Origin of the sequence: Tundrisphaera lichenicola, from assembly GCF_051175385.1 — a bacterium.
In the GTDB taxonomy this organism is placed as follows: domain Bacteria; phylum Planctomycetota; class Planctomycetia; order Isosphaerales; family Isosphaeraceae; genus Tundrisphaera; species Tundrisphaera lichenicola.
This window is the reverse complement of record NZ_CP195106.1, coordinates 4,987,909-5,010,638: the sequence shown is the minus strand read 5'-3', so window position 1 is coordinate 5,010,638 and position 22,730 is coordinate 4,987,909. Positions and strand designations below refer to the sequence as shown.

Annotated in this window: 16 protein-coding genes; 13 read left to right on the top strand and 3 right to left on the bottom strand. The window is 62.2% G+C overall.

Features of this window, described 5'->3' with window-relative positions:
* Positions 1-30 precede the first annotated feature (30 nt).
* Together selA and selB are read right to left on the bottom strand one after the other, a co-directional pair.
* Positions 31-1,437 carry an L-seryl-tRNA(Sec) selenium transferase gene (selA, locus tag P12x_RS19600; RefSeq protein ID WP_435006327.1) on the bottom strand — a complete coding sequence of 469 codons (1,407 nt, stop codon included), beginning with the start codon at positions 1,435-1,437 and terminating at the stop codon, positions 31-33.
* The gene (gene selB / locus P12x_RS19595; RefSeq protein ID WP_435006326.1) at positions 1,434-3,392 is read right to left on the bottom strand and encodes a selenocysteine-specific translation elongation factor; all 1,959 of its coding nucleotides are present in this window, start codon (positions 3,390-3,392) and stop codon (positions 1,434-1,436) included. The genes selA and selB overlap by 4 nt, the downstream gene beginning before the upstream one ends.
* Positions 3,393-3,892: 500 nt before the next feature.
* Between selB and P12x_RS19590 the strand changes: the two genes are divergently transcribed.
* From P12x_RS19590 to P12x_RS19580, 3 genes are read left to right on the top strand one after another with little or no spacing between them, the layout of a single operon-like run.
* The gene (locus tag P12x_RS19590; RefSeq protein ID WP_435006325.1) at positions 3,893-5,641 is read left to right on the top strand and encodes an MraY family glycosyltransferase; all 1,749 of its coding nucleotides are present in this window, start codon (positions 3,893-3,895) and stop codon (positions 5,639-5,641) included.
* Positions 5,642-5,656: 15 nt separating this feature from the next.
* Complete coding sequence (locus P12x_RS19585) at positions 5,657-7,909, top strand: GumC family protein (RefSeq protein WP_435006324.1); 2,253 nt, start codon at positions 5,657-5,659, stop codon at positions 7,907-7,909.
* Positions 7,910-7,925: 16 nt separating this feature from the next.
* On the top strand, positions 7,926-9,491 hold the full coding sequence (locus P12x_RS19580; protein WP_435006323.1) for an O-antigen ligase family protein: 1,566 nt from the start codon (positions 7,926-7,928) through the stop codon (positions 9,489-9,491).
* 16 nt (positions 9,492-9,507) lie between these two features.
* Here the strand turns inward: P12x_RS19580 and P12x_RS19575 are convergent, their stop codons facing one another.
* Positions 9,508-9,792, bottom strand: coding sequence for a hypothetical protein (locus P12x_RS19575; protein ID WP_435006322.1), 285 nt, complete (start codon positions 9,790-9,792; stop codon positions 9,508-9,510).
* 1,569 nt (positions 9,793-11,361) lie between these two features.
* Here P12x_RS19575 and P12x_RS19570 point away from each other — a divergent pair.
* From P12x_RS19570 to P12x_RS19525, 10 genes are all read left to right on the top strand, one after another.
* Complete coding sequence (locus tag P12x_RS19570) at positions 11,362-12,072, top strand: hypothetical protein (protein ID WP_435006321.1); 711 nt, start codon at positions 11,362-11,364, stop codon at positions 12,070-12,072.
* 53 nt (positions 12,073-12,125) lie between these two features.
* Positions 12,126-13,073 carry an exosortase/archaeosortase family protein gene (locus P12x_RS19565; RefSeq protein ID WP_435006320.1) on the top strand — a complete coding sequence of 316 codons (948 nt, stop codon included), beginning with the start codon at positions 12,126-12,128 and terminating at the stop codon, positions 13,071-13,073.
* Between the two features lie 45 nt (positions 13,074-13,118).
* Positions 13,119-13,793, top strand: a complete 675-nt coding sequence (locus tag P12x_RS19560; protein ID WP_435006318.1) for an EpsI family protein — start codon at positions 13,119-13,121, stop codon at positions 13,791-13,793.
* Between the two features lie 106 nt (positions 13,794-13,899).
* The gene (gene gmd, locus P12x_RS19555) at positions 13,900-14,913 is read left to right on the top strand and encodes a GDP-mannose 4,6-dehydratase (protein WP_435006317.1); all 1,014 of its coding nucleotides are present in this window, start codon (positions 13,900-13,902) and stop codon (positions 14,911-14,913) included.
* 33 nt (positions 14,914-14,946) lie between these two features.
* Positions 14,947-16,377: an alkaline phosphatase family protein gene (locus P12x_RS19550; protein WP_435006316.1), complete on the top strand. Its 1,431-nt coding sequence runs from the start codon at positions 14,947-14,949 to the stop codon at positions 16,375-16,377.
* Positions 16,378-16,937: 560 nt separating this feature from the next.
* Positions 16,938-17,753, top strand: coding sequence for a glycosyltransferase family 4 protein (locus P12x_RS19545; RefSeq protein ID WP_435006314.1), 816 nt, complete (start codon positions 16,938-16,940; stop codon positions 17,751-17,753).
* Positions 17,754-17,839: 86 nt separating this feature from the next.
* Positions 17,840-18,958, top strand: coding sequence for an acyltransferase family protein (locus P12x_RS19540; protein ID WP_435006313.1), 1,119 nt, complete (start codon positions 17,840-17,842; stop codon positions 18,956-18,958).
* Positions 18,955-20,298, top strand: a complete 1,344-nt coding sequence (locus P12x_RS19535; RefSeq protein ID WP_435006311.1) for a hypothetical protein — start codon at positions 18,955-18,957, stop codon at positions 20,296-20,298. Before P12x_RS19540 ends, P12x_RS19535 begins: the two co-directional genes overlap by 4 nt.
* A complete protein-coding gene (locus P12x_RS19530) occupies positions 20,295-21,521 on the top strand; it encodes a glycosyltransferase family 4 protein (RefSeq protein ID WP_435006310.1) in 1,227 nt (408 codons plus the stop codon). The genes P12x_RS19535 and P12x_RS19530 overlap by 4 nt, the downstream gene beginning before the upstream one ends.
* A gap of 107 nt (positions 21,522-21,628) precedes the next feature.
* Positions 21,629-22,720 (top strand): glycosyltransferase, encoded by a 1,092-nt coding sequence (locus P12x_RS19525; RefSeq protein WP_435006309.1) that lies wholly within the window; start codon positions 21,629-21,631, stop codon positions 22,718-22,720.
* The last annotated feature ends 10 nt before the right edge of the window (positions 22,721-22,730 follow it).

The following is a 22,730-nucleotide window of genomic DNA, read 5'->3' as shown; positions in this document are numbered from 1 at the left end:
CGCCTGGAAACGCGATCCACAATCGAGCGGTCAATCACTCCGCTCTCCCGAGCAACAGGCCCGGACGGCACCGATCAAGGCCGGATCATCGGATTCGGAGATTGCCCGGAGATCAAAGTGGACCGCTCCTCCCTGGACTCGGGTGACGACCGGGAGATCGCCCATACGGAGGGCCCGCGCCCATTCCCCTTCGGAGGACCAGGGTGCGGGGAAGGGGGGACCGACCCGGACAACGGCCGTCGGGATGGGCTCGACCGGGGTGCTGCCCCCCCCGAGGAACGCGTTGGACTCCACAACCGTCGCGTCCAGACCCAACTCGGAGCGGAAAACTTCGGCCAGACGGCTCGCCCGTTCGATCAGGCTTTCGATCCCGACGTTCAAGAAGGCCCAGAGTGGAATTCGAGCACCCGCCCGTTCGGGGTCCAATGCCAGTCGGAGGGTGGCCTCTAACGCCGCGATGGTCATCTTGTCGACCCGCAAGGCCCTCATCAATGGATCTCGACGGAGGGGAGCGATCGCCTCCGAGGTCCCGATCAAGATTCCGCACTGGGGACCTCCCAGGAGCTTATCGCCCGAGAAGAGGACAAGGTCTGCGCCGAAGCAAAGCCCCTCCGAAGCGGACGGTTCTCCCTCGACGTGAGGCGGGAGACCGGGGGCAAGGGCTCCCGACCCGATGTCGTCGATCATCCAGAGATCCCGATCGCGGGCCAGGCTCGCCAGTTCGGCCAGCGGGGCCTCTTCGGTGAAGCCGACGACTCGGTAGTTGCTCGGATGGACCCGGAGGATCGCGGCCGACTCGGGGCCGATCGCCCTTTCATAATCGGACAGGCGAGTTTTGTTCGTCGTCCCGACCTCGCGGAGCCTGGCCCCCGAGACCTCGATGATCTCGGGCAGTCGGAAACTCCCGCCGATCTCGACGAGCTGACCCCGAGAGACGATCACCTCGCGGCCGGCAGCCAGGGCCCGAACGGCCAGGATCGTCGCCGCGGCGTTGTTGTTGACCACTACGGCCGCCTGGGCTCCGGTCAGTCGGGTCAGTAGCTCCTCCACCCCGTCGGTCCGAAGGCCCCGTTCACCACGATCGAGGTCGAACTCGAGGTTGCAATACCCCCTGACAACCCGATCGACCGCATCGGCGGCCTCGATCGATAACGGAGCCCGTCCCAGGCCGGTGTTGAGCAGAATCCCGGTCGCATTCAGCACGGGTCGGAGATAGGGCCGATCCGAAACCATCGAAGCTTCGGCCGATCGAGCCAGGCTCTCGATATCGACGCTCACACTCTCGCCCCTGGCCAGCGAGGCCCGGACCTCCGAGATCGCGGATCGGACGGCACGTACGGTCGTCTCTCGACCTCGTTCCGCCATCGAGGCCGCAAGCCCCGGCCAGTTCAGGACCTCGTGGACGGGCGGTAGTTTCCGGCGTGCCGGGTCACTCACAATTCCTCCCCTGGATCGAGAGTCGAGGTGATTTTCCGGGCCAGGGTCCGAATATCCCCCTCGCGATGGGTCAGGCCGATCCGGTCGAGATACTCCGCCAGCGGAACGGCAAACTTGCGGGAGGTTCCCAGAAGATCGCGTAGATCGGCCACGGTCATCCCGGGAGATGCCCGAAAATAGGAGATCACTTTGCTCCGCATCTCGACTTCGATGTCATGGTCCAGATAGAGGCCCGGGCTGATTTCCACCAGTTGTTCCTCGTCACGTAAAAGGGCAAGCAGGTCGGGGACCGTCGAAGCCCTGGGTCCCCCCTTCAAGGTCCAATCCGTCGAGTCGGGCGGGGTGAATCCACCGGATCGATACGCCTCGGCGATCTCTTTTTTTAACTTGCGCTCCCCCTGACTAAGTCGGGGCTCGTGACCGCTCAAGGCGATCGTCCGGGCGTCTCCCACGACTCGACCGGCGCTCTTCAATCGATCGATGATCCCCGCAACGAGTGCGTCGTTTTCCAGGTCCGCGAGAGCCGAGGCGACCCGGGCCCGGGCGATGGTCGACATCCGGGGGCTGGCCTGATGGAGCCGCGCTATGGCTCGAAGCACTCGGTCCTCGATCTCGACCACGAACTCCGCCAGGATCTGAACCGTCCGCCTCGGACCAACCGGGAGGGTGATCAGCTCTCCCGAGGAAACCATCTTCTCGACCGTCGGCCGGACCTCTGAGATCGGAACTCCCGAATCTCGACAAAGCGTCCGATCGGTCCAGGGAGAGAGCCCCTGAAATGCGAGGGCCGAGGCGATCCGGGTCGAACCTTCGACGGAACCGAGACGTCGGAGCCTTTCCTTGGCGAGTAAATCCCGCCTCCGAATCCTCCGAGCAACCGGCTGGAGCACTCGTCCCCCTCCGACCGTGGCGGGCGGACTCTCCTCGCGGATCACGAACGGCTGACCGTGAACCGTCGCAATCGGCTCGGCCAGGAAGAGTTGGGCGAGACGGAGGCCCGTCGAGGATTCGACTGCCTCGCGATCCAGGAGCGAAAGACTGGCAGCCACTTCCGCCGTGCCGACGTGGACTCGATATCTGGCCCGATGCCGGAGCCGACCGACCGCCTCGATCGACTCGCGAACTTCGACCGATAGGACCCGAGATGCCCTCAGATATCCGGGTTCGGCCAGCTCATCACCCCGTTGGACTTCTCGGTGATGGACCCCTCCCAGGTTGATGGCCGCCCTGGCCCCTCTCCCGACTCGTTCGACCGACTGGTCGTGGCGATGGATCCCGCGGACCCGGACGGGCCTCCCCTCGGGGAACCATTCGAGGTCGGATCCCACGACTAGTTCGCCCGAAGCCACCGCCCCGGTCACGACCGTCCCGTGACCCGCCAGGGTGAACGATCGATCGATCGCCATCCTGAACAGCCCGGGATCGTCTCGGGGCGGAGCCTGATCGCAGACGCGGGTGAGGCTCGCCTTCAGTTCTTCGATCCCCCTCCCCGAGGTCGCCGAGGTGCGGACGATCTCCGCCGACTCCAGGAACGTCCCGTTCACGAGGGTCCTGAGATCCTCCTCCACCAGATCTAGCCAGCTCTCGTCGGCGAGATCGCATTTGGTCAGAACGATCAGGCCGCCGGACAGACCCAGGAGTTGCAGGATCTCCAGATGCTCGCGTGTCTGGGGCATGACCGAGTCATCAGCCGCCACGATCAGCATCGCCAGGTCCAGCCCCGAGGCACCCGCCAGCATGTTCCGGATGAATCGCTCGTGGCCGGGGACGTCGACGAGGGCGACGCGATGTCCCGGGAGGTCGAGCGAGGCGAAGCCCAGGTCGATCGTGATCCCGCGCTGCTTCTCGGCGGGAAGTCGATCGGTATCGACGCCGGTCAGGGCCCGGACGAGGGCCGTCTTCCCGTGGTCAATGTGCCCGGCAGTCCCGAGGACCAGATCCACCTTTCCCGGCATGGCCAACTTCTCCACTTTACGAAGGCCAGACCGATCGACTCGAACCTAGTGTACGGGATCGGAGAATGGGCGGCGAGAGTTCGACTTGACCCGTATTCGACAAGGGCTGATACTGTGTCCCGCACGGATGGCCCTCGCCAAGGATCCATGAAGGACCCCCTCGAATGACACACCATGCCTGGTCCACGCCCGTCCGCACTGGGGTCCTCCCAGCCCGCTCCGGATCACCATTCCCCTCGGCCCTTCGCCTCGACCCAGTTAGAGCTAGCCGGCGGGCTCAACCGATGAGCTCAGCCTCGAAATTCTCCACTTCTCACTCCCCGATGTCTTCCCGGACGCCCTTTCCTCGAACGACTCTCAGGACTGTTCGAAACGCCAAGCCTGGTTCCTCCGAACCGGCCCAGGGTTTCTGACGGTTCCGACTCGCCCGGAAGCTACCCCCGAGCGGCCCGCTTTCTCCGGTCGAACATCGAATCTGGTCGATGAGGATCGTCCGACCCATGCTGAATTCGAACACCTATTTGTTGATTTTTGCCGCCGCCTTCATGGGCTGTGTCCTGGTGACTCCCCTGGTCACCCGGATCGCGACCTGGTTGGGAGCGATCGACCGGCCGGATCAATTCCGTCGGATCCACAAGGGGGCCACACCCCGGATGGGCGGCCTCGGCCTGGCTTTCGGCCTGGCCGTCGGGGTCGGGATCGCCTCGGCCGGAGGTTATCTGAATGAGTGGTCGGGATACCCTCGATGGCTCGTCACGCTCCTGCCGATCGGGTTGGCATGCCTGACAATCCTGGCGGTCGGAGTCGTCGACGATACCCGCGAGATGGGTCCCCGGATCAAATTGCTCGGCCAGGCCGCAGCGGTCCTCATCCTTTACGTCGGGGGGGTCCGGATCGATTCGGTGACCCTCTTCCAGTTCACGATCCCACTGGATTACCCGTCAGCCAGCCTTTCGATTCAGGGTTTCGAGGTGAACGTCGCCCTGCCGGGCCTGTTCGTCACGATGCTCTGGTTCCTGGCCTGCATGAATATCTGGAATCTGATCGACGGGATGGACGGCCTGGCCTCGGGCGTTGGTTTCCTCGTGAGCGGGACTCTGACACTGGTCGCCATCTGGATGGAGAATCCGACCGTCGCGATCCTGGCGGCCTCGCTGGCCGGAAGCCTGGCCGGGTTCTTGCTTTACAACTGGCATCCCGCCTGCATCTTCCTGGGAGATAGCGGGAGCCTCTTGATCGGCTTGTTGATCGGCGTAGTGGGCGTCCAGGGGTCGCTGAAAGAAGGGGCGACAATCTCGATCCTCTTCCCCATCCTGGCGATGGGTCTGCCGATCACCGACACCGCGATGGCGATCTTCCGACGGTGGGTCCGGAATCTCCCGCTCTCCTCGGCCGATCGCCGGCACATCCACCACCTCCTGATCGGTCTCGGGCTGAACCCTCGACAGGCCGCGGCCCTGCTTTATTGCTTCTCGGCCGGGCTTTGCGGCGTGGTCCTCCTGGGAGTTGTCTTCAAGAATGAGGCCCTGGCCCTCATCATGGGCCTCTCCGGCTGTGCCGCGTTCCTGCTCATCCTGACGAGTCGTCGAGATGAACTGGCCACGCTCCGGGCCGACCTTGCCTCTCGCCTGGCCCGTAAGAAGCAAGAACGGTTCGCCGCCAAGCTGACATGGGAGGCGATCCAGCGAATCGAGCTTTGCGAGACGACCGAGCGGATCTGGGACATCATGGAGTCGGCGACCACCCGTCTCGGTTGCGACCATCTGAAGGTCTCTTGCCGGAGGAACGGGCATTCGGCCTTCGAGCAGGAGGCCTGGGCGGACGAGCGAATCGAGGAGGTTGAGCCGGGCGGTTCGATGTCGGGCTCGATGGCGACTTTCCGACTGACCAGTGGGCGAGACTTGCTACTGATCGTCACGGTCCAGCAGGCTCCGGCTTCAACCCTGGAGCCGGATATTGCTTTCCGGTTCGTGCAGCGGCTCTCGCTGGCCTCGGCCGAGCGACTCGAGCGGCTCTTCGCGAACGAAATCGACCCCGAGGCCGGCTTCATCAGCCCATCCGTGGTCGGACCGGAGGCCCTGATCGCGACGCCAATGACGACGCATCGGATCGACCCGTCCCCGGTCGGAACCCCGGCCGCGACCCTGAACTACTCCCCCTCGGCACGGCCGTCGATCGGCTGGCTTCGCGAGGCTCTGGGCTGGTCCCCGGCCTCGGTGACGTCCGCCCGATCGCTCGGAGAGGAATGACCGGAGGATCTATCCATGGATGGAATACAGCCCTACGGCGCGGGAGCCCGTCCTCTCGTCGCCCATGTCCACTCGCCGACGACGCCCCACTCGGCGGTCAAGTCGCCCTCGGACTATATCCGTGCGATCCGTCGAAGGATCTGGTTGGCCCTGGCCGTCGCGATTCCCGTGGCCACGGGCGGCACCCTCATGGTCCTCCGGATGGCCCCGGTCTACCTGGTCAAAGCCTCGATCGAGATCAAGCCGCCGAAGGTCGATCCTGCCGTTGCCTCGCTGGTCAGTCATGGCGAGGTAGGTCGCAACGATCCGGTCGCGGATGAAAAGTATGTCCCGGACGCCCTGAATCAGCTCAATAGCAAGGCGCTACTCGTCCAGGTCTTTCGCGATCCGTCGCTGGCGCTCTCCGATGCCGAATTGGAGGGGGATCCGGCGGCCGAGTTGGTCGGGAAGATCAAGACTCGCGAGTATCCGCGATCCCACCAGGTCGATGTCTCGCTGGAGGGTCGCGATCCGGCGCGAATTACCGAGATCCTCAAGATCCTGTTGCGGCGATTCGTCCGTGAGACCGAATCGGTGAGTCAGGATGGTTCCCAGAACGCCATCGCCGACGCGACGAGTACGCGAGACCTATACATCTCGCAATTGAAGGAGATCGAATCCAAGCTCGCGGCGCACGTCCGAGGTTCGACGATGCTCGGGCCTGGCGGCAAGAATCTTAAAGAGGCCCAGTATGAGGCAGCCCGGGCCCATCTGGGTTTCGTCAGGCAACAGGCGGGACATCTGCGGAACGAGTTGACCGCCGCGGCCCTCTCTCCGACGCTCGCTCCTGCCATGGAACCGGGTCGAGCCCAGTCGCTCACCGAACTTCAGAAAGAGCACAAGCGCCTGAACAAGAGGCTCGATCAGGCCAAGCGAATCGCCCGCGATCCGTATGATCCCGCCGTGATGCGAGCCAAAACAGAATTGCTGGAGGTCTCCGAAGACCTCGCCAGGATCCAGGGGGGATCGACTCCCGGACCAGCAGGGATGTCTCGCGCCGAGATCTCCGAGAAGATTTTCAACGATAATATGGGCGACATCCGGGTGGCTGAGGCCGAGGTCGCCCAGATCCTGGGCGAGATGAAAGACGCCCTCCCTGAACATCAGAAGCTTATCACGCTCGAAAAGGAGCATGAGCTCAAGTCGAAGCAATTGGCCGATCTGAGTCAGAAGCTCTCCGAATTCCAGATGCTTTTCAAGACGCAGAAACCGCCGGTCCGGATCATCGACGCCCCCGAGGAACCCACGGTTCCGATCAAGCCGAACAAGCCGCTCTACATCGCGGCCTGCATCGTGATGGCCCTGGGACTTGGGATCGCCCTGGTCTGTTTCCTGGAGCACATCGATCATTCCGTGAAGGTGCCCGAACATCTGACGGCGGGCCTGGGACTGCCGCTCTTCGGCGTCGTCCCCCGGATGCGTCGGCTCGCCAAGAATCATCGAGGGGGTCACCTCTGGACTCCCGGGATTCCCGAATCGATCGAGGCCGATGCCTACCGGAATCTCCGGGCAAGCCTCCTGGGGGCAACCCGCGAATCGAAGCCGATCGTGACCCTGCTGATCACGAGCGCCAAGGCGGGCGAGGGGAAGAGCACCACCGCATTGAATCTGGCCGCCACCTGTGCCCGGGCCGGCGAACGAACCCTCCTCATGGATGTCGACCTGCGTCGGCCCAGCCTCGTCGATGTCTTCACCGGCCACGGGGATGGGACGGGACTGGTCGACGTCCTCCGGGGTGATTTGCCCTGGCAAAGGACGGTCGTCCAGACCGACTTGCCCAACCTGGATTTCCTTCCGACAGGCGACACCCGCGACGTGCCGATCGAGGTCCTGGGAAGCCTGGAGCTCCGTCAACTTTTGATCTCGCTCTCGCAGCACCACTATGACCGGGTGATCCTCGACGGCCCGGCGATCCTCGGGTTGGCCGACTGCCGGATGCTCGGTCGGATCGTCGATGCGGCACTCCTGGTCGTCCGATCGGGTTCGCAGGAACTCCGACCGCTCCAGCGGGCCAAGGCGATGCTCGAACAGTCCATGGTCACCATTGCCGGGGTGGTGTTCAACGGCCTGAATGAGGACCTCGAAAACTGGTCGAGCTACGGCCCCTCCCCGATGATCGAATCGTGGTCGGATCCCACCACCTCCCGCTCGGGCGGTGCATCTCGAGGGCTGGATGATCGACGGCGGAACGCCGGTTCCTTGATGGCGTCCGCTTCGGCTGATGCTTGATCCTGGAGATTGCACCGTGTTGACCCTTCGGATCAAACTACTGAACGGCCTGGATCGGGCTCTGGCGATCGCCCTGACGGGGCTCCTCCTGGGAACCGCGCTGGCCTTCGGCGGCGCGGTCTGGTGGGCTCGGCCCGTGATCGCGGCGATCACCTGGATCGTGGTCCTGGCATGGGTGATCCGGGTATCCCTGGCCGGCCCCTGGCGAATCCTCAAGAGCCCACTCTCGGCACTTGGCTTCCTGACGATTCTCCTCGGCACCGTCCAGCTCCTGCCGATCCCGGTCAAGCTGGCCGGGCAGATCTCTCCAACCTCGACGGTCGTCGCTTCCTATGGGGTTATCCCGTCGCAAGCACTCATCGACGATCCCTCGGTCACCATCCCGCCTCCATTCCTGGCCAGATCTCCGCTCACGCTCGACCGACCAGCCACGCTCCGATGGCTAGCCGGTGCCACGGTTTGCCTCGCGGTTTTCTGGGTGGTGTCGCACTATTCCGATCGGCTCGGTAAGGCTCAGGTCATCTGGGGGAGCATCGTTGCGGCGTTCTTCGTCAATTCGATCTTCGGGGCGGTCCAGGTCTCGAATCACTCCGGGGGGCTCTATGGGATCATCGCCCCGGGTTCAGGTCCATCCTGGGCGCCGACTCTGGATGACGCGATGACCGCGCCTGCGGAATTGCTCCTCCGTCCGATCGAAGTGGCCAGATTGAATCGGCCCTCAATGGCCGCAGCACTCCCGTCTCGACCTTTCCTGATCGGAAGCCTGATGGGCGGGCCGGGAGCCTTGCTCGCTCTGGGAAGCCTCGCCCTCCCGCTGGCGCTAGGTATGATCCTGCAGATGTTCGCACCTCGCGGGACCCGAGATGGCCTGCTGGCTCGACTTCGAGACTCGGGACAGGGCAGCCTGGTCCTTCTGATGCTAGGCCTGATCATGGCCGGCTCGGTGCTCGTCGGAGTCCTGGCCGGCCCGTTCCTGAGCATTCCCTTCGCGATTGGACTGGGCGTGGCGGGCCTTCCGGGTGCCTGGTCCTCCGGAGCCCGGAGGTCGGGCCTCGCCGCGACCGCCCTGACCCTGCTGAGCCTGGGTGGAGGCCTGGCGATCGGAGAAGCATCGGCTCGGGGCCATCTGGGCCCGAATACCCTGCCGAGGCTCGATTGGGCTTCGGCTCGGTCGACCTGGACAGAGTCGGTCCCGATCCTCCGAGAGTTTCCCATCGTCGGGACCGGCCTGGGAACCTTCGAGGCGATTTATCCCTACTACAAGGGTCGCGATGCCTCGTCGAACACCGCGATGAGTAGCATCCTACAATTCGCCGTCGAATCGGGAGCGGTTGGACTCGGCCTGCTCGCGACCGCCGCACTTTGGTGTCTGATCCGGCTCCCGGGTGCGATTCGCAGAGTCGGGACCGCCGATCGAGCCCTCGCCTTCGGGCTCCTGGGCTCAATGATCGGATTCGGACTCTTTTCGGCAATCCACTGGTCGGTCGAGCTTGCCGCCGTCGCTCTGGCCGCCGCCGCGGTCGCGGGGACCGCGAACCGATGGCTAGCCGGCGGGACAGACCTATTCGTCGATCACGGCTGATACCCTCAACGAACCTTCAACCCGAGGCCCAACCGTGCGAGCAAACCGGGTCTCTCGATCCGCCCCAGACGCGTCGCAGCCGGGAGAACGCTCCTCGATGCCGGAAGCTACCTTCCTCCAGATCCAGGGTCAAGGAAATGCCCCCGTCAGGGTGATCGAGCTGCCGCTTGGCCCGGTCCGGATCGGTCGAGGGTCGCTCTGCGAGGTCCGGCTGGCCGATCCCGAACTCGGCGATGTCCAATGCATGCTCCGCAGGCGTGGTCGGACCTGGCACTTCCAGCCCGTCGGCCCCCCCGGACATCTCTGGATCGACGGACGACCCGCGGATTCTCAACGTTCCCTACCCGCTGGCGTGCCCCTCCGGGTTGGGCATCACTGGTTGACCTTACGTTCGGCCGAGCAGGCCGGAGAAGCCTGGGGAACCTTCGAATCGCCGATCGAGATCGAAGCCCGAGTCGTCGAGGTTTCGGCACCTGTCGATGAACGTCCCCCGGCCGGTCCAACTAACGTTGAACGTCCTCAGACCTCCACCTCGGACGAAGCCGACGAACGGCTTCGGCGATGGCAATCGCGGCTCGACCAGCGAGAGAAGTGGCTCAAGGATCGCCAGGACGAAAAGCGTTGGGAAGCTCGCTGGAAAGCGGCCGGAGAGACGATCCGAAACAGATCGACGGGGCCTTCGAAGGCCCCGGCTCCTCCCAGACCAACCGTCCCGACTTCGCCCGCTAGACCCGCTCCGACGCCCCCAACGACCCGGCCGATCGAGCCTCGATCTGCGCCATCCTTCCGGCGAGCGACAGAACCCGTCTCCCGCGATTCGAGTCCCATCCAACCGGAGCCTTGCCCCGTCCCTCCGCCTCTTTCCCGATCGGACATGCCCTCTGGAGCAGTCGCACCCGACATTCCCAAGAGTCGAGCCCTCGTTGCGTTGCCCGCACCTCCTATCACGAGGATTAAAGCTCAGGGTGACCCTGTCGAGACTCCCAGCCGGAATTTCTCGGAGCCGATCTCGATCGAGGTCAATCAGCCGGAGTCGAACGAGATGGGCTCGTTCGAGGAGCGGAGCCATTTCGAGATCGCCGAGGGTGTCTTCGAGATCCGGGAGATCATCGAGAGAATCGAGCCGGAGGAGCAACCGAACGACCCGGACGATGGCATCGAATCCGATCCCGAACCGTTTCCAGTCCCTCAGGTCGAGTGTTCGATTCCTCCGTTACCGAACGATTCAACGTCGGAAGCCGTTCAACCCCCGTTTCCTGCCACTGAGATCCCGAATGAGGTCGAAGCGCCGGCGCTTTATCCTCCGGAATCCATTGAGGATGAGTCTGATCTCACGCCTGCAGCCGACCCCGAACGATCGGTCTCGCCCAAATCGGAATGGCCCAGCGCAAGGACAATCTTCGCCTCCCAGGGCGTCCAGTCGCTCCCGTCAGGCTCGGACCCGACCCGACCGACCAGGAAGCGGCACCTCGAGCCCTCCCCCAGCGAGATTCTTGCCCCGTCCGCATGGTCGATCCCGACGTGGCTTGGAGCGATCCCGGCCGCCGGCCTGTCTTTGGTTATGGGGCTCGGCGGATTTGCCCTGGCTTACCAATGGACGTTGGACGGCATCAAAGCGGACCTGGCTCTGAAGTTGGCACTCCGGGACGAGAAGTCGGCTGCTCCTTCAATCGACCCATCAATCGTCCCCGAAGGTGGATGGTGGAGTACGACGGCCCCCCACCGGGCCGCCTGGGCGGTCGCCCTTTCCCGGGCCGTTGAGGGCGAGGATCATTCCGAGTCGATCCAGGCCATGATCGACGCCTCTCGTCACGCCTCCCCGCTGTCATCTTCGACTCGGTTTCCCATCGAGACGACTTCGAGGGTGGAGGTGGATGCGAGCGACGACTATTCCCATCTCGGACGTTCCCGAGACGTGGTGAGCTTGACCTGGGCCGGTCGAAGGTTCCGCCGGGATGGGAAGCTCAAAGAGTCACTCAAGGCGTATCGATCCGCCCTCGCGCTAGCAGCCCGGACCAGCCTCGTAAAACTAGACGATCCGATGTTTGATGAGGGCAACCAGGTCCGCCGCTATCAGCTTCCCCGCGAAGCCTTGATGGGATCGGTGGTGCTCGACATGATCCGATCCGGCGACTGGACCCCGGAAGAGTGGATCGAGGCTCTCCCGGAATCGGCAGCAGGCCCGCTCTTCGCCTCGCATGCCCTCCAGAGACTCAAGAAACTGGGCGAATCGGATCGATTGCTCGAACTGGCGATCGAGCGAGCCGAGGCTCCGCTACCCGTCGGACTTGACCCTGCCGAACATCGGGCTGCCGTCGCGGAAGCCCTCGTGAATCGAGGTCGATGGGGCGAAGCTGCCGAACAGTACCAGCTTGCGATCCAGAAGACGACCGACGACCCGACCCGCCGCCGCTGGTTGATCAATCTGGCTGAGGTGTCCCAACGGATGAATGATCTGAACGCCCGGAGCCGGGCCCTCGAAGCCGCCAAGGCACCCGGCTCGCTCGACGAGATCAGCCGTCGGGCGATCCGCCTCCAGCAGGGGGCCGCCGGCCTCGTCAGCCGGGGCGACCGACCTTGACCTCATTGGACCGCACCCGATCGTCCCCCCAATTCCAGCCGAGGAGCCTCGCGATGGCGACCGTCCCGATCCCAGCCGAACATCCGCATTCGACGGGCCAGTCGTCAGCTCCTCCCCTGCTGGCTTCGATCCGATCCGCCTGGGAAGACCCCTCCCGGCGGGCGTCGGTTTTTGGAGCGATCGGCGCGACGGCTCTGCTTGGTTTCCTCTTCTGGGAAAACCTCCGCCACTTCGTCCAGGTATGGGCCAACGACGAGAATTACAGCCACGGCTTTCTAGTCCCGCTCATCAGCCTCTATTTCGCCAATGAGGCCGCTCGCAAGGGCCCCGTATCCGTCCGCTCAGGTACCTGGATCGGCTCGATCCTGATCACCCTGGCCCTGGCGATCAAGCTGGCCACCATCGTGATCCCGTTCCCTGTCGTCAGCGATTACGGGTTCCTGATGGCTCTCGCGGGGACCTGTGCTTTGCTGGCGGGGTCGGACGCTCTCAAACGTTACTGGTTCGCCTTCTTCTTCCTCGGATTCATGGTCCCACTCCCGGTTGCCTTGTACTCGATGATCGCCAATCCTCTCCAGCTCCTGGTCAGCCAGCTGGCGGCATCCATGCTGAACGCTGTCGGCATCCCGACTCTCTGCGAAGGCAACATGATCACTCTCCCCGGTGATAATCAGCTCTTCGTCGCCGAGGCTTGCAGCGGCATGAGGCAGTTGACCGGATTCCTGGCCCTGACCACCGCCTGGGCTTTCTTGTCGGCCCGACCGCTCTTCTATCGAACCTTACTAGTCCTCTCCTCGGTCCCGATCGCCATGACCGCCAACGTAGTCCGTGTGACCTTGACGGGGGTGATTACTTATCGGTTCGACCCCAAGTATGCTTCCGGTGCGTTCCACACAATCGAAGGGCTGGCCATGATGGGCCTGGGTCTCATGATGCTCGCCACCTTCAGCTGGACACTCGACCAGTTGGGCTTGATCGCTCGCGGCAAAACGCGGGACTGAACTCCTCAGACTCTCCATCGACCGCACTTCCAGGGATACTCGAAGATGAATGCCATCGGACGAGCGACGCTTTGCCTGGGCCTCCTGACCGCCGGAGTCGGTTCGCAAGCGAGTCTGGAGACGCTCAGCCGGATCGATCGGCCCAAGCTCAGGCGCCCGCTCGCATCGCTCCCGATGGAACTGGGCAACTGGTCCGGCCGCGACCTGCCGATCGATCCGGACATTCTCGAGCGTTCCCAGGCGACCGAGTGCCTGAGTCGCCTCTATGAGAACCCGAGCTATCCCGGAATCGGCCTGACACTCTGGGTCAATTACTCGCTGTATGGCACGAACATGAGGCACTCGCCCGAGATCTGCCTGCCGTCTCATGGATGGAACAAGGTCGAATCCCTGACGAGCATCCTGCCGATCTCGAATCCTGACGGGAGCGACCTGCCCGTGAGTCGCCTGGCATACGCCCGAGATGAACTGGTTCAGGATGTTGGTTTCTGGTATTACATTTTCGGAGAAGGAGCTGCCGAACGCTGGGTCCGAACCCTGCCGATCACCAGCCGGAGCAGTCACGGACGGACGACCCGCGGGTCGGGGCTGACCGTCGAAGTGTTCTGGCGGGCCGAGGGGGATCCAGATTCCAAGGCATTCCGCAACTTCGCCCAGGCCCTTTTATCAGGGTTGGATCCAATTCTCCCGACCGATCGTGAGGAATACCACGTACCCTGACTAGGCGTCAGGGTCGCTTCGGCGAGGTTGAGAGCCACGATCGAGGGATCGTGCTTAGGGACGGACGGGCTACTAGCACCTTGATGGACAGAGGATGAGGTCATTTATGAAGCGTGCGTTGATTACGGGTATCACCGGTCAGGACGGATCATACCTCGCCGAATTCCTGCTATCGAAGCCCGACTACGAGGTTCACGGCCTGGTCCGGCGGTCCAGCACGCTCAATCGCCAGCGAATCGACCACATCTTCCGACTATCACCGAGCGTCGGCGAGCGGTTCCAACTGCATTACGCCGACCTTGCCGACGCATCGAGTCTCTCGCAGATCATGGAGCAGGTCAGGCCGGACGAGGTCTACAACCTGGGAGCCCAGAGCCATGTCCGGGTCTCGTTCGACCAGCCTCTCTACACCGCAGACGTCGTCGGCCTGGGAACGCTGAGGATCCTTGAGGCGGTCCGGCAGCTCAATCGGAGCCAGCCCGTCAAGTTTTATCAGGCGTCCAGCTCCGAGATGTATGGCTCGGCCCCGCCGCCCCAGGGACTCGATACCCCGTTCCATCCCCGGAGCCCCTATTCCTGCGCCAAGCTCTATGCCCACTGGCAGACGATCAATTACCGAGAAGCCTACGGGATGTACGCCTGCTCGGGGATCCTCTTCAATCACGAGAGCCCGCGTCGGGGCGAGTCGTTCGTGACTCGAAAGATCACCCTCGGGGCCACCCGGATCAAGGAAGGGCTCCAAAAGAAGCTCGTGATGGGCAATCTCGACGCCCAGCGCGACTGGGGATTCGCGGGCGATTACGTCCAGGCGATGTGGCTGATGCTCCAGCAAGATCAACCTGACGACTTCGTCGTGGCGATGGGAGAAACCCACGCCGTCAGCGAATTCCTGGAGATCGCCTTCTCTTCGCTAGACCTCGACTACAGAGATTTCGTCGAGTTCGACCCCCGCTATACCCGTCCTTCCGAGGTCGATGTCTTGCTGGGTGACCCGACCAAGGCGAAAGAAAAATTGGGCTGGAAGCCCGAGGTCGACTTCCGAGGCCTCGTCAAAATGATGGTCGAACACGACCTCGAACTGGCACGTCGCGAGAAGTTCGCCCTGGGATATCGTGCCTGAGCCGAGCGACCGCCCCTCTTGAGGAATCGAAGGATGTCCCATCCCCAGGCGAGCAAGGTCGTCGTCATCGGCCTCGATTGCGCCGAGCCCAGTCTCGTCTTTGAACGCTTTGCCGACCAGTTGCCGAACCTGAACAACCTCCGCGACCGTGGGATCTGGGGAAAGTTCCGGAGTTGCGATCCGCCGATCACCGTACCGGCCTGGATGTCGATGATGTCGAGCAAGGATCCGGGCACGCTCGGGTATTACGGTTTCAGGAATCGCGCGGACCACTCGTACGAGAAGATGACTACTGCGACCTCCCTGGCGGTAAAGGAGCCACTTCTCTGGGATTTCCTGGGTGATGCAGGCAAGCAGGTGATCCTGCTTGGCGTACCCCAGACCTATCCACCGCGCCCCGTGCGCGGCCTGATGGTGACCGACTTCCTGACGCCGTCGATCGCCTCGAATTATACTTACCCTCCGTCGCTCAAGGACGAGATCGCCAATCTGCCCGAGGTCCATCCGTATGAGTTCGACGTCAGCGACTTCCGGACACCCGACAAGGGTAAGATTCGCGACGCCATTACCCGGATGACCGACAAGCGATTCGCCCTGGCCGCCCACCTGATGAAGACCAAGCCTTGGGACTTCTTCATGATGGTCGAGATGGGCACCGACCGGGTCCACCACGCCTTCTGGCAGTACATGGATCCGCACCACCACCGGTATGAGCCCGGCAATGAGTTCGAGTCGGTCATCCTCGATTATTACATTCACGTCGACCGGAAGATCGGCGAACTTTTGAAGGTCATCCCCGAAGATGCTTACGTGGTCGTGGTCTCCGACCACGGAGCGCAGTGCATGGAAGGCGGAATCGCCCTAAATGAATGGCTAGTGCAGGAGGGGTATCTGGTCCTCCACGAAGCACCCGCCGTCCCCTCTCGGCTCGAAGCCCTCAAGGTCGACTGGGCCAGGACCACCGCCTGGGGCTCGGGCGGCTACTACGGTCGCCTCTTCCTGAACGTGAAGGGTCGCGAACCTCAAGGCCTGGTCGAGCCGGCTGAATATGAGGCGACTCGAGATCGCTTGATCGCGGAGTTGGAGGCCCTCGGAGATCCCGATGGTCGTCCGATCGGGACCCGGGTCCTCAAGCCCGAATCACTCTATCGGAACGTCCGAGGGGCGTCTCCGCCCGATCTGTTCGTCTATTTCGGGGACCTTAGTTGGCGATCGGTCGGGACCGTCGGGACTGGACAGATCCACACTTTCGAGAACGATACCGGTCCCGACGATGCCAATCATGCACAGGAAGGGATGATCATCCTGGCAGGACCGGGACTACCCGCGCGGGGACCTGTCGGAGGGATGGAGATTCGCGATCTGACACCGACGGTCCTTCGACTTTTTGGGATCGAAATCCCGGGAGACCTCCAGGGTCACGCTATTGAAGCTGCGTTTCCTCCCGACTCTGCATGGTCTTGATCTGATCGCCCCACGTCATCGACGCACACCTTACGATCAAGGATGATCCCGTGCCAATCACCACGAGTCTGCACCCGCCCTCACCCAGATCAAATGTTCAGAATCGACCCGGTTCGATCCTGGTGGCCTGTCCCGATGCTCGCCCGCCCGCCTATCAGGCAGCCATCGGATTTGCTAAAGATGGTGCTCTCGATAGATTCCTGACCGGCTTTTATTACAAGGGGCACGGGCCGGTTTCGGAGCAAATTCGTCGGCTGGTGCCCTGCCAGTTCCCTCGAATCCGACGCACTCTCCGAAAGAGATACGACCGCCAGATCCCGGCCCACCAAGTCCGGTCGGACTGGACTTTCGATGCCGCACTCGCGATCGAGAACCGTTTAGCCTCCCGGGTGCCAGAGGCTCAACACGCGGTCGCTCGATGGCGAACCCGCAAATTCGACCGATTTGTCGCGCACAGCATCAGGCGATCCCGGCCCGAGGCGGCCTTCCTTTTCAGTGACGTCGGTTCCGAGTTCACCTTACCGACCTGTCGGGACCTGGGCATTCCTACGATCTTAAGCATGGTTCACGGGGATGTTCGAGAAGAAAAGTCCGTCCTCGAACGCGAAGCTGCCGAATCTCCCGAGTTTTTCCCAATCTATCTCGGCGATGGTCGGCTCGACCTCGAAGCACTCGACTGGCTCCACCAACGACGCTTGAAGGACATCGAACTGGCTGACCGGATCCTCGTCCCATCCGAGCACATCGCGGCGATCCTTGCCCGACACGGGACACCTCGCGATCGCATTGATGTCATTCCCTATGCGGCGGACACCCTACGTTTCTGCCCGCTTCCGGGAAAACGTCACGCAGAGACTTGTACGTTCCTGTTCGCGGGCGGAATCACCCAGCGCAAAGGGATCAAATATCTCCTCGAAGCCTGGCGTAAGATTCGACGGCCGGGATGGAGGCTCCAACTCGTCGGTGCACTCCCGAGCGACCCTGGCCCGCTTCTCAATTATCTCGATGATGTCGAGCATCTGGGGAGGGTCGCCCACTCGGATATGCCGTCAATGATGGCGTCTGCCGACGTGTTTGTTTTCCCCTCTCTCTTCGAGGGGTCGGCCGTCGTGACGTATGAGGCGCTCGCCTGCGGCTTGCCCTGCATCGTCACTCCCGATGCAGGTTCGGTCGTCCGGGAAGGGGCCGAGGGCTATTTTGTCCCGCCGGCCGATTTCGAGTCGCTGGCCGAGACGATGGAACGACTCGGCTCCGACCCGGCCCTTCGCGAGTCGATGGCTCGAGCTGCACGGGTCCGGGCCGAGGAATTCGACTGGCCTCGATATCATGCTTCCATCCTAGATTCGCTGAACCGTCTTAACGCACTCCGGGTGTGAGCCCTGGCCCCGAAATGGGCGTACGACTGCCCCGTCGCCTTGTCGGCGACGGGGACGGTTTTCGAGGGAACACACAGGAGGATGCGATGAAAAGGATTCCCGAACTCGACGCCCTGCGCGGCCTGGCTGCCGTGACCATCGTCGCCTATCACCTCTGGTTCCTGAAATATGGCTTCCTCGGAACGGCCGTCGACTTGTTCTTCGTCATGTCGGGATACCTGATCACCTCGATCATCCTCGATCAGTTAGATCGTCCCGGATTCCTCACCACCTTCTATGCTCGTCGAGGACTCCGAATCCTCCCCATCTATTACTTGAGCTTGCTCGCATTCACCGGAATCTACTACCTGGCCGAGGGGGGAGCCAGACTCGAAGCTTTACCATATTTTCTCACTTATACTCAGTTCGTTCCCAATTATTGGTTCGCTGAAAATCCTCCATTTGCTCCCGGATTTAACCATACGTGGTCACTTGCCGTTGAGGAGCAGTACTACCTGATCTGGCCCCCCGCTCTGATGCTATTCGGGCGTAGGCGAGTCGTACCCATCGGATTGGCACTGATCGTGGCGGCCGTCCTGTCCCGTGCAATCGGCTTTTCACCCTGGATTTTGCTGACTCGATCCGACGGATTAGCGTTGGGCGGCTTGCTGGCGGTCCTGATGGCTCGGATCGAATCGGGACAGGTCTCGGATCGAGCCGTCGAGAAAATCCTGGTTGGTATCGGGATCGTCTCGGTCGCCTACCTGGCCGGGGGAGGAAGAGCTTACGCCATGTTGGAGCGGGCTTGGCCCGGCTTCGCGAGCCAAAATCTGGCACAGAGTTTCCGAATGCTCGCCATCAACACCATGTACCTCAGCCTGATCGGGCTGGTCGTTCTCCATTCCGGTCGGGGATTGCTGGCTCCACTCCGAGACCATCGACTCGTCGGACTCGGCCAACTGAGTTACGGGATTTATCTCTACCACTGTATGGTCTTTGCTGGCGTGGAAGGGCTCGCCTCTCGGCTCGGGACGCCCGAGGGCTGGATCGTTGATGCGATCAAGCTTCTGGCCAGTTTCGGCCTGGCGATGGCTTCGTGGAACCTGATCGAGCGACCATTACTTTCCCTGAAGGGCAAATTCAAATATTCGGATAGGACGACGTCGGTTTCGCTGCGACCAGTTGACAGTCGGAGTCTGGACGGTTGGGGGACAGCCACCCCATGAATGAAATTACTTATGTATACCTGACTGCCGGAATCATGGTTTGTACCTTCGCGGCCCATGTACTCTCCCGGAAATTCGACCCCTTCGCCCCGATCTGGCTATTCTTCGTCGGATATCTCCAGCTCTATGTGATCCAGCCGATCTCGTATCATGAGTGGGCCATCAGCGTCAGGGGGGCCGATCTGGTCACCACCGCGAATCTCCGGGCCTTCTGGGCACTTTCCTGGTTCGTTACGCTCTATCACCTCGGCCCGTGGAGTTCGTTCGCGAAACTCCTACCGAGCCCTCCCAGGCAGTGGTCACTCCCTCCGATCCAGTTCCTCTGCCCTGTCCTCGTCTTATGGGGATTGCTCTGCTCCGGGATCGTCCTCAGAGGGTCGGACGACTCGACTGAGACCACCTCTCCGGAGGCGGCTCTCATGCTCTCATTCCCGCTGGTCATGCTCGTTGCTGGTGTACTCCTGATCGTGACGGGTCGCCAGGTCTCGAGGCCGAGGCCGGTTTACACCGCGGCGGGAATTGGAGTCGTGATCGCTTATCTGATCATCTGGATGTTCAATGGGAAGCGTTCTCACTCGCTGGTGGCCGTCCTGGTGGGAGTATGCTCCTTCTATCTCCCCAGATTCCGCCGACCTTCATTTCCGATCCTCGTAACGACCGCGATGACCGGTGCGATGGCGGTAGGAATTTCGATCGGTTGGCGGTATTACTCGAATCAACATCAGACTCACGGATCATTCTCGAAATTCATCGACTTCGTCTCGACGTTCGACCCTGTCACGATCCTCGAGAGTGTCAATCTCAAGGAACATGAGACGAAAGGGGATGAGGTCGTCTCGTATGAGACGGAGGAGTGGGGCGGTTACCTCCTCATGCTGGACACGGTCCCAATCAAGTCGGAATATGATTATGGAGCAAACTACCTCCGTATCTTCTCGACATTCATCCCTCGACTCGTCTGGCCCGAGAAGCCGATCTATGGGCGTGCCCAATGGATCTCCGCCTGGATGGCCGGTTCTGAGAAGGAGCGGAAGGAAAACTTCACGGGACCAGCGATCGGGATTCTTGGTGCAACCCAACTCAACGGCGGATCGACCGCGACATTGATCGTCCTGACGATCATCGCCGCTTTCCTCGGCACGACTTATCGATTTTACAGGCTCCATGCCGACTCTCCTTGGGCCCAGGCCGCCTGGTCTCTCTTCTATTACAACGCCTGGTTCATGACGGTAAACGACGATCCATGCAACTGGTTTTATTACAACTTCGGATTCACCACATTGCCCACGCTACTCCTGCTCTGGTTTGTCAATAAATTCGGAGGTTCTGAGCCCTCATGAGCAAGGTATCGGTCTGTTTCACCAATTTCGGACCCTATCACCTGGCTCGACTCTCGGCTCTTGCCGACCTCCTCCACGAGTCGGGCGATCGACTGATCGCCTACGAGATTGCCGGCCGAGAGCAGAGATACCCGTGGACCCGGGAGTCCGGCGGTAAGTCATTCGAGTGGATTACGCTCTTCCCCGGCAGGGATCTGGAAGAGATCTCATCGCTGGAATGCTCCCGAGAGATGAAACGAGCCCTGGATCGCGATCGACCTGACTTCGTAGGAATCGTCGGTTATTCACGGACCGAGTCGATGGCCGCCCTCAATTGGGCCAGGCGAATTGGTCGGCCGACCATACTCCTGTCGGAGAGCCAGGAGATCGATCATCCCCGAACCTGGTGGAAGGAGGCCATCAAGCGAAGGAGGGTCTCTTGCTTCTCGGCCGGACTCGTGGGAGGGCCCCGACACCGAGATTACCTGGTGAGTCTGGGTCTCCCCGAATCGCGGATCGCGATGGGTTACAATGCGGTGGACAACCTGGCTTTCGCAAAACGGGCCGAAGCCGCCCGCCAGGATCCAGAATCGCGGCGAGGCTTACCGGCGTCACCTTATTTCCTGGCGGTGAATCGATTCGTAGCGGAGAAGAACCTGGTGAGGCTCGTTCGAGCGTTCGCCAGATATCGGGCCGGGGTCTCTCCCGAAGGTGCCTGGGATCTTGTCCTCTGCGGCGCCGGGCCAGCCGAATCCGAGGTCGATGAGGCCATACAATCGAGCGGATTTGCCAACTCGATTCACCGGCCTGGCTTCCTGCAAGTCGAGGAGCAGGCTCCCTGGTTGGCCCATGCCTCGGCATTCGTCCATCCGAGTTTCATGGAGCCCTGGGGCCTGGTCGTGAATGAGGCGGCCGCTTGTGGCCTGCCACTCCTCGTCTCGAACCGCGCGGGTTGCGTAGAGACCCTGGTGCCTTCGCCCGAAGGAATCACCGGTCGGAGATTCGACCCATTCGACGAGGAAGAGATTGGAGCCTCGCTCGGCTGGATGGCTAAGCTTCCTGAAAGAAAACGGGCGGAGATGGGCCGGCGATCTTCGAAAGTGGTCCGTGAGTGGGGACCCGAGCGGTTCGCCAGCGGGATGGCCGAGGCGATCGAAAAGGCGAATCATCCAATGGGATCCGTCAATGACAGGCTTAATCGCCGACCGAAAATACTCACCGGAACCGGAGGAGTCCGAGCATGAGTCGGGTCGTTGAACGAGTTTCGGAGACGGGTCACGATAACGAAGTCGATCGGTCGACCGGTTGGATTCACTGCTGCAACGGGCTCGACCCGCGACGAGACGGTGGGATGGTCCCGAGTATCCTGGGGATGACCGGTGCGCTTGCGCGTCGAGGGGAACCAATCCAGATCGTCACCCCAACGCCTTCGCGGCTCGACGGCACCTTGATCCCCGACCGAGTCCAACTCCTCGGACCCGAGACCGACCTAGATCGCTCGATTCGTTCGGCCGAAGTCGTCCACTTCCATGGACTCTGGCAAGGACACACTCGCCTTGGTTGTCGGACCGCCCGACTGGCCGATGTGCCGTATCTCGTCGCTGCCCATGGGATGGCCGAACCCTGGGCTCTGCGGCATAAAGCCTTCAAGAAAAAGGTTTACACGGCGTTGGTGGAAGGGAGAAACCTTCGGCGGGCCTCGTGTCTCCATGCTCTCGCACGGCCCGAGATCAGCCACCTTCGGGCCATCGCTCCTAAAACACCCATCGCACTGGTGCCCAATGGGGTCGAGCTCCGTCCGTTCGACAACCTCCCTCCCAGGTCGGAGCTGGAAGCCGAGTTCCCTGAACTAAAGGGCAAATTCATCGTCCTCTTCTATGGGAGATTGCACCTCAAGAAGGGTCTCCAACTCCTGGCCGATGCACTCGAATCCGTGGCCCGCGACCATCCCGAAGTTCACATCCTCCTCGCAGGAAATGATGACGGTGCACTGACACCGTTCCTGGAGCGTACCAGGGCAAACGGCCTCACCGATCGGGTCACGGTTCTGGGTCACGTCTCGGGAGAACGTGGCCGCAAGGTCTGGGCTGCCGCCAATGCCTTCGCACTCCCTAGCTTCAGCGAAGGATTTAGCATGGCGATTCTCGAGGCCCTGGCCTGCCGACTCCCGGTCCTCGTCACCACGGCCTGTCACTTTCCTGAGCTAACTCGAGCCGAAGGCGGGATCGTGGTCGAACCGACCTCCGAAGGCGTGACCGGAGGCCTCCGGGATCTGCTCGACCGTTCGGATACCGATCGCGAGCAGCTTGCGCATCGAGGTCGTGATCTCGTCGAACGTCAATATACCTGGGACCGTCAGGCCGACCGGCTCGCCTCGGTGTATCGGTGGGTTGCCGGCGGCGGTCCGGTTCCCGATGCTGTCGAAGAGGCCCGGGGACTTTGAAGGAGCTACA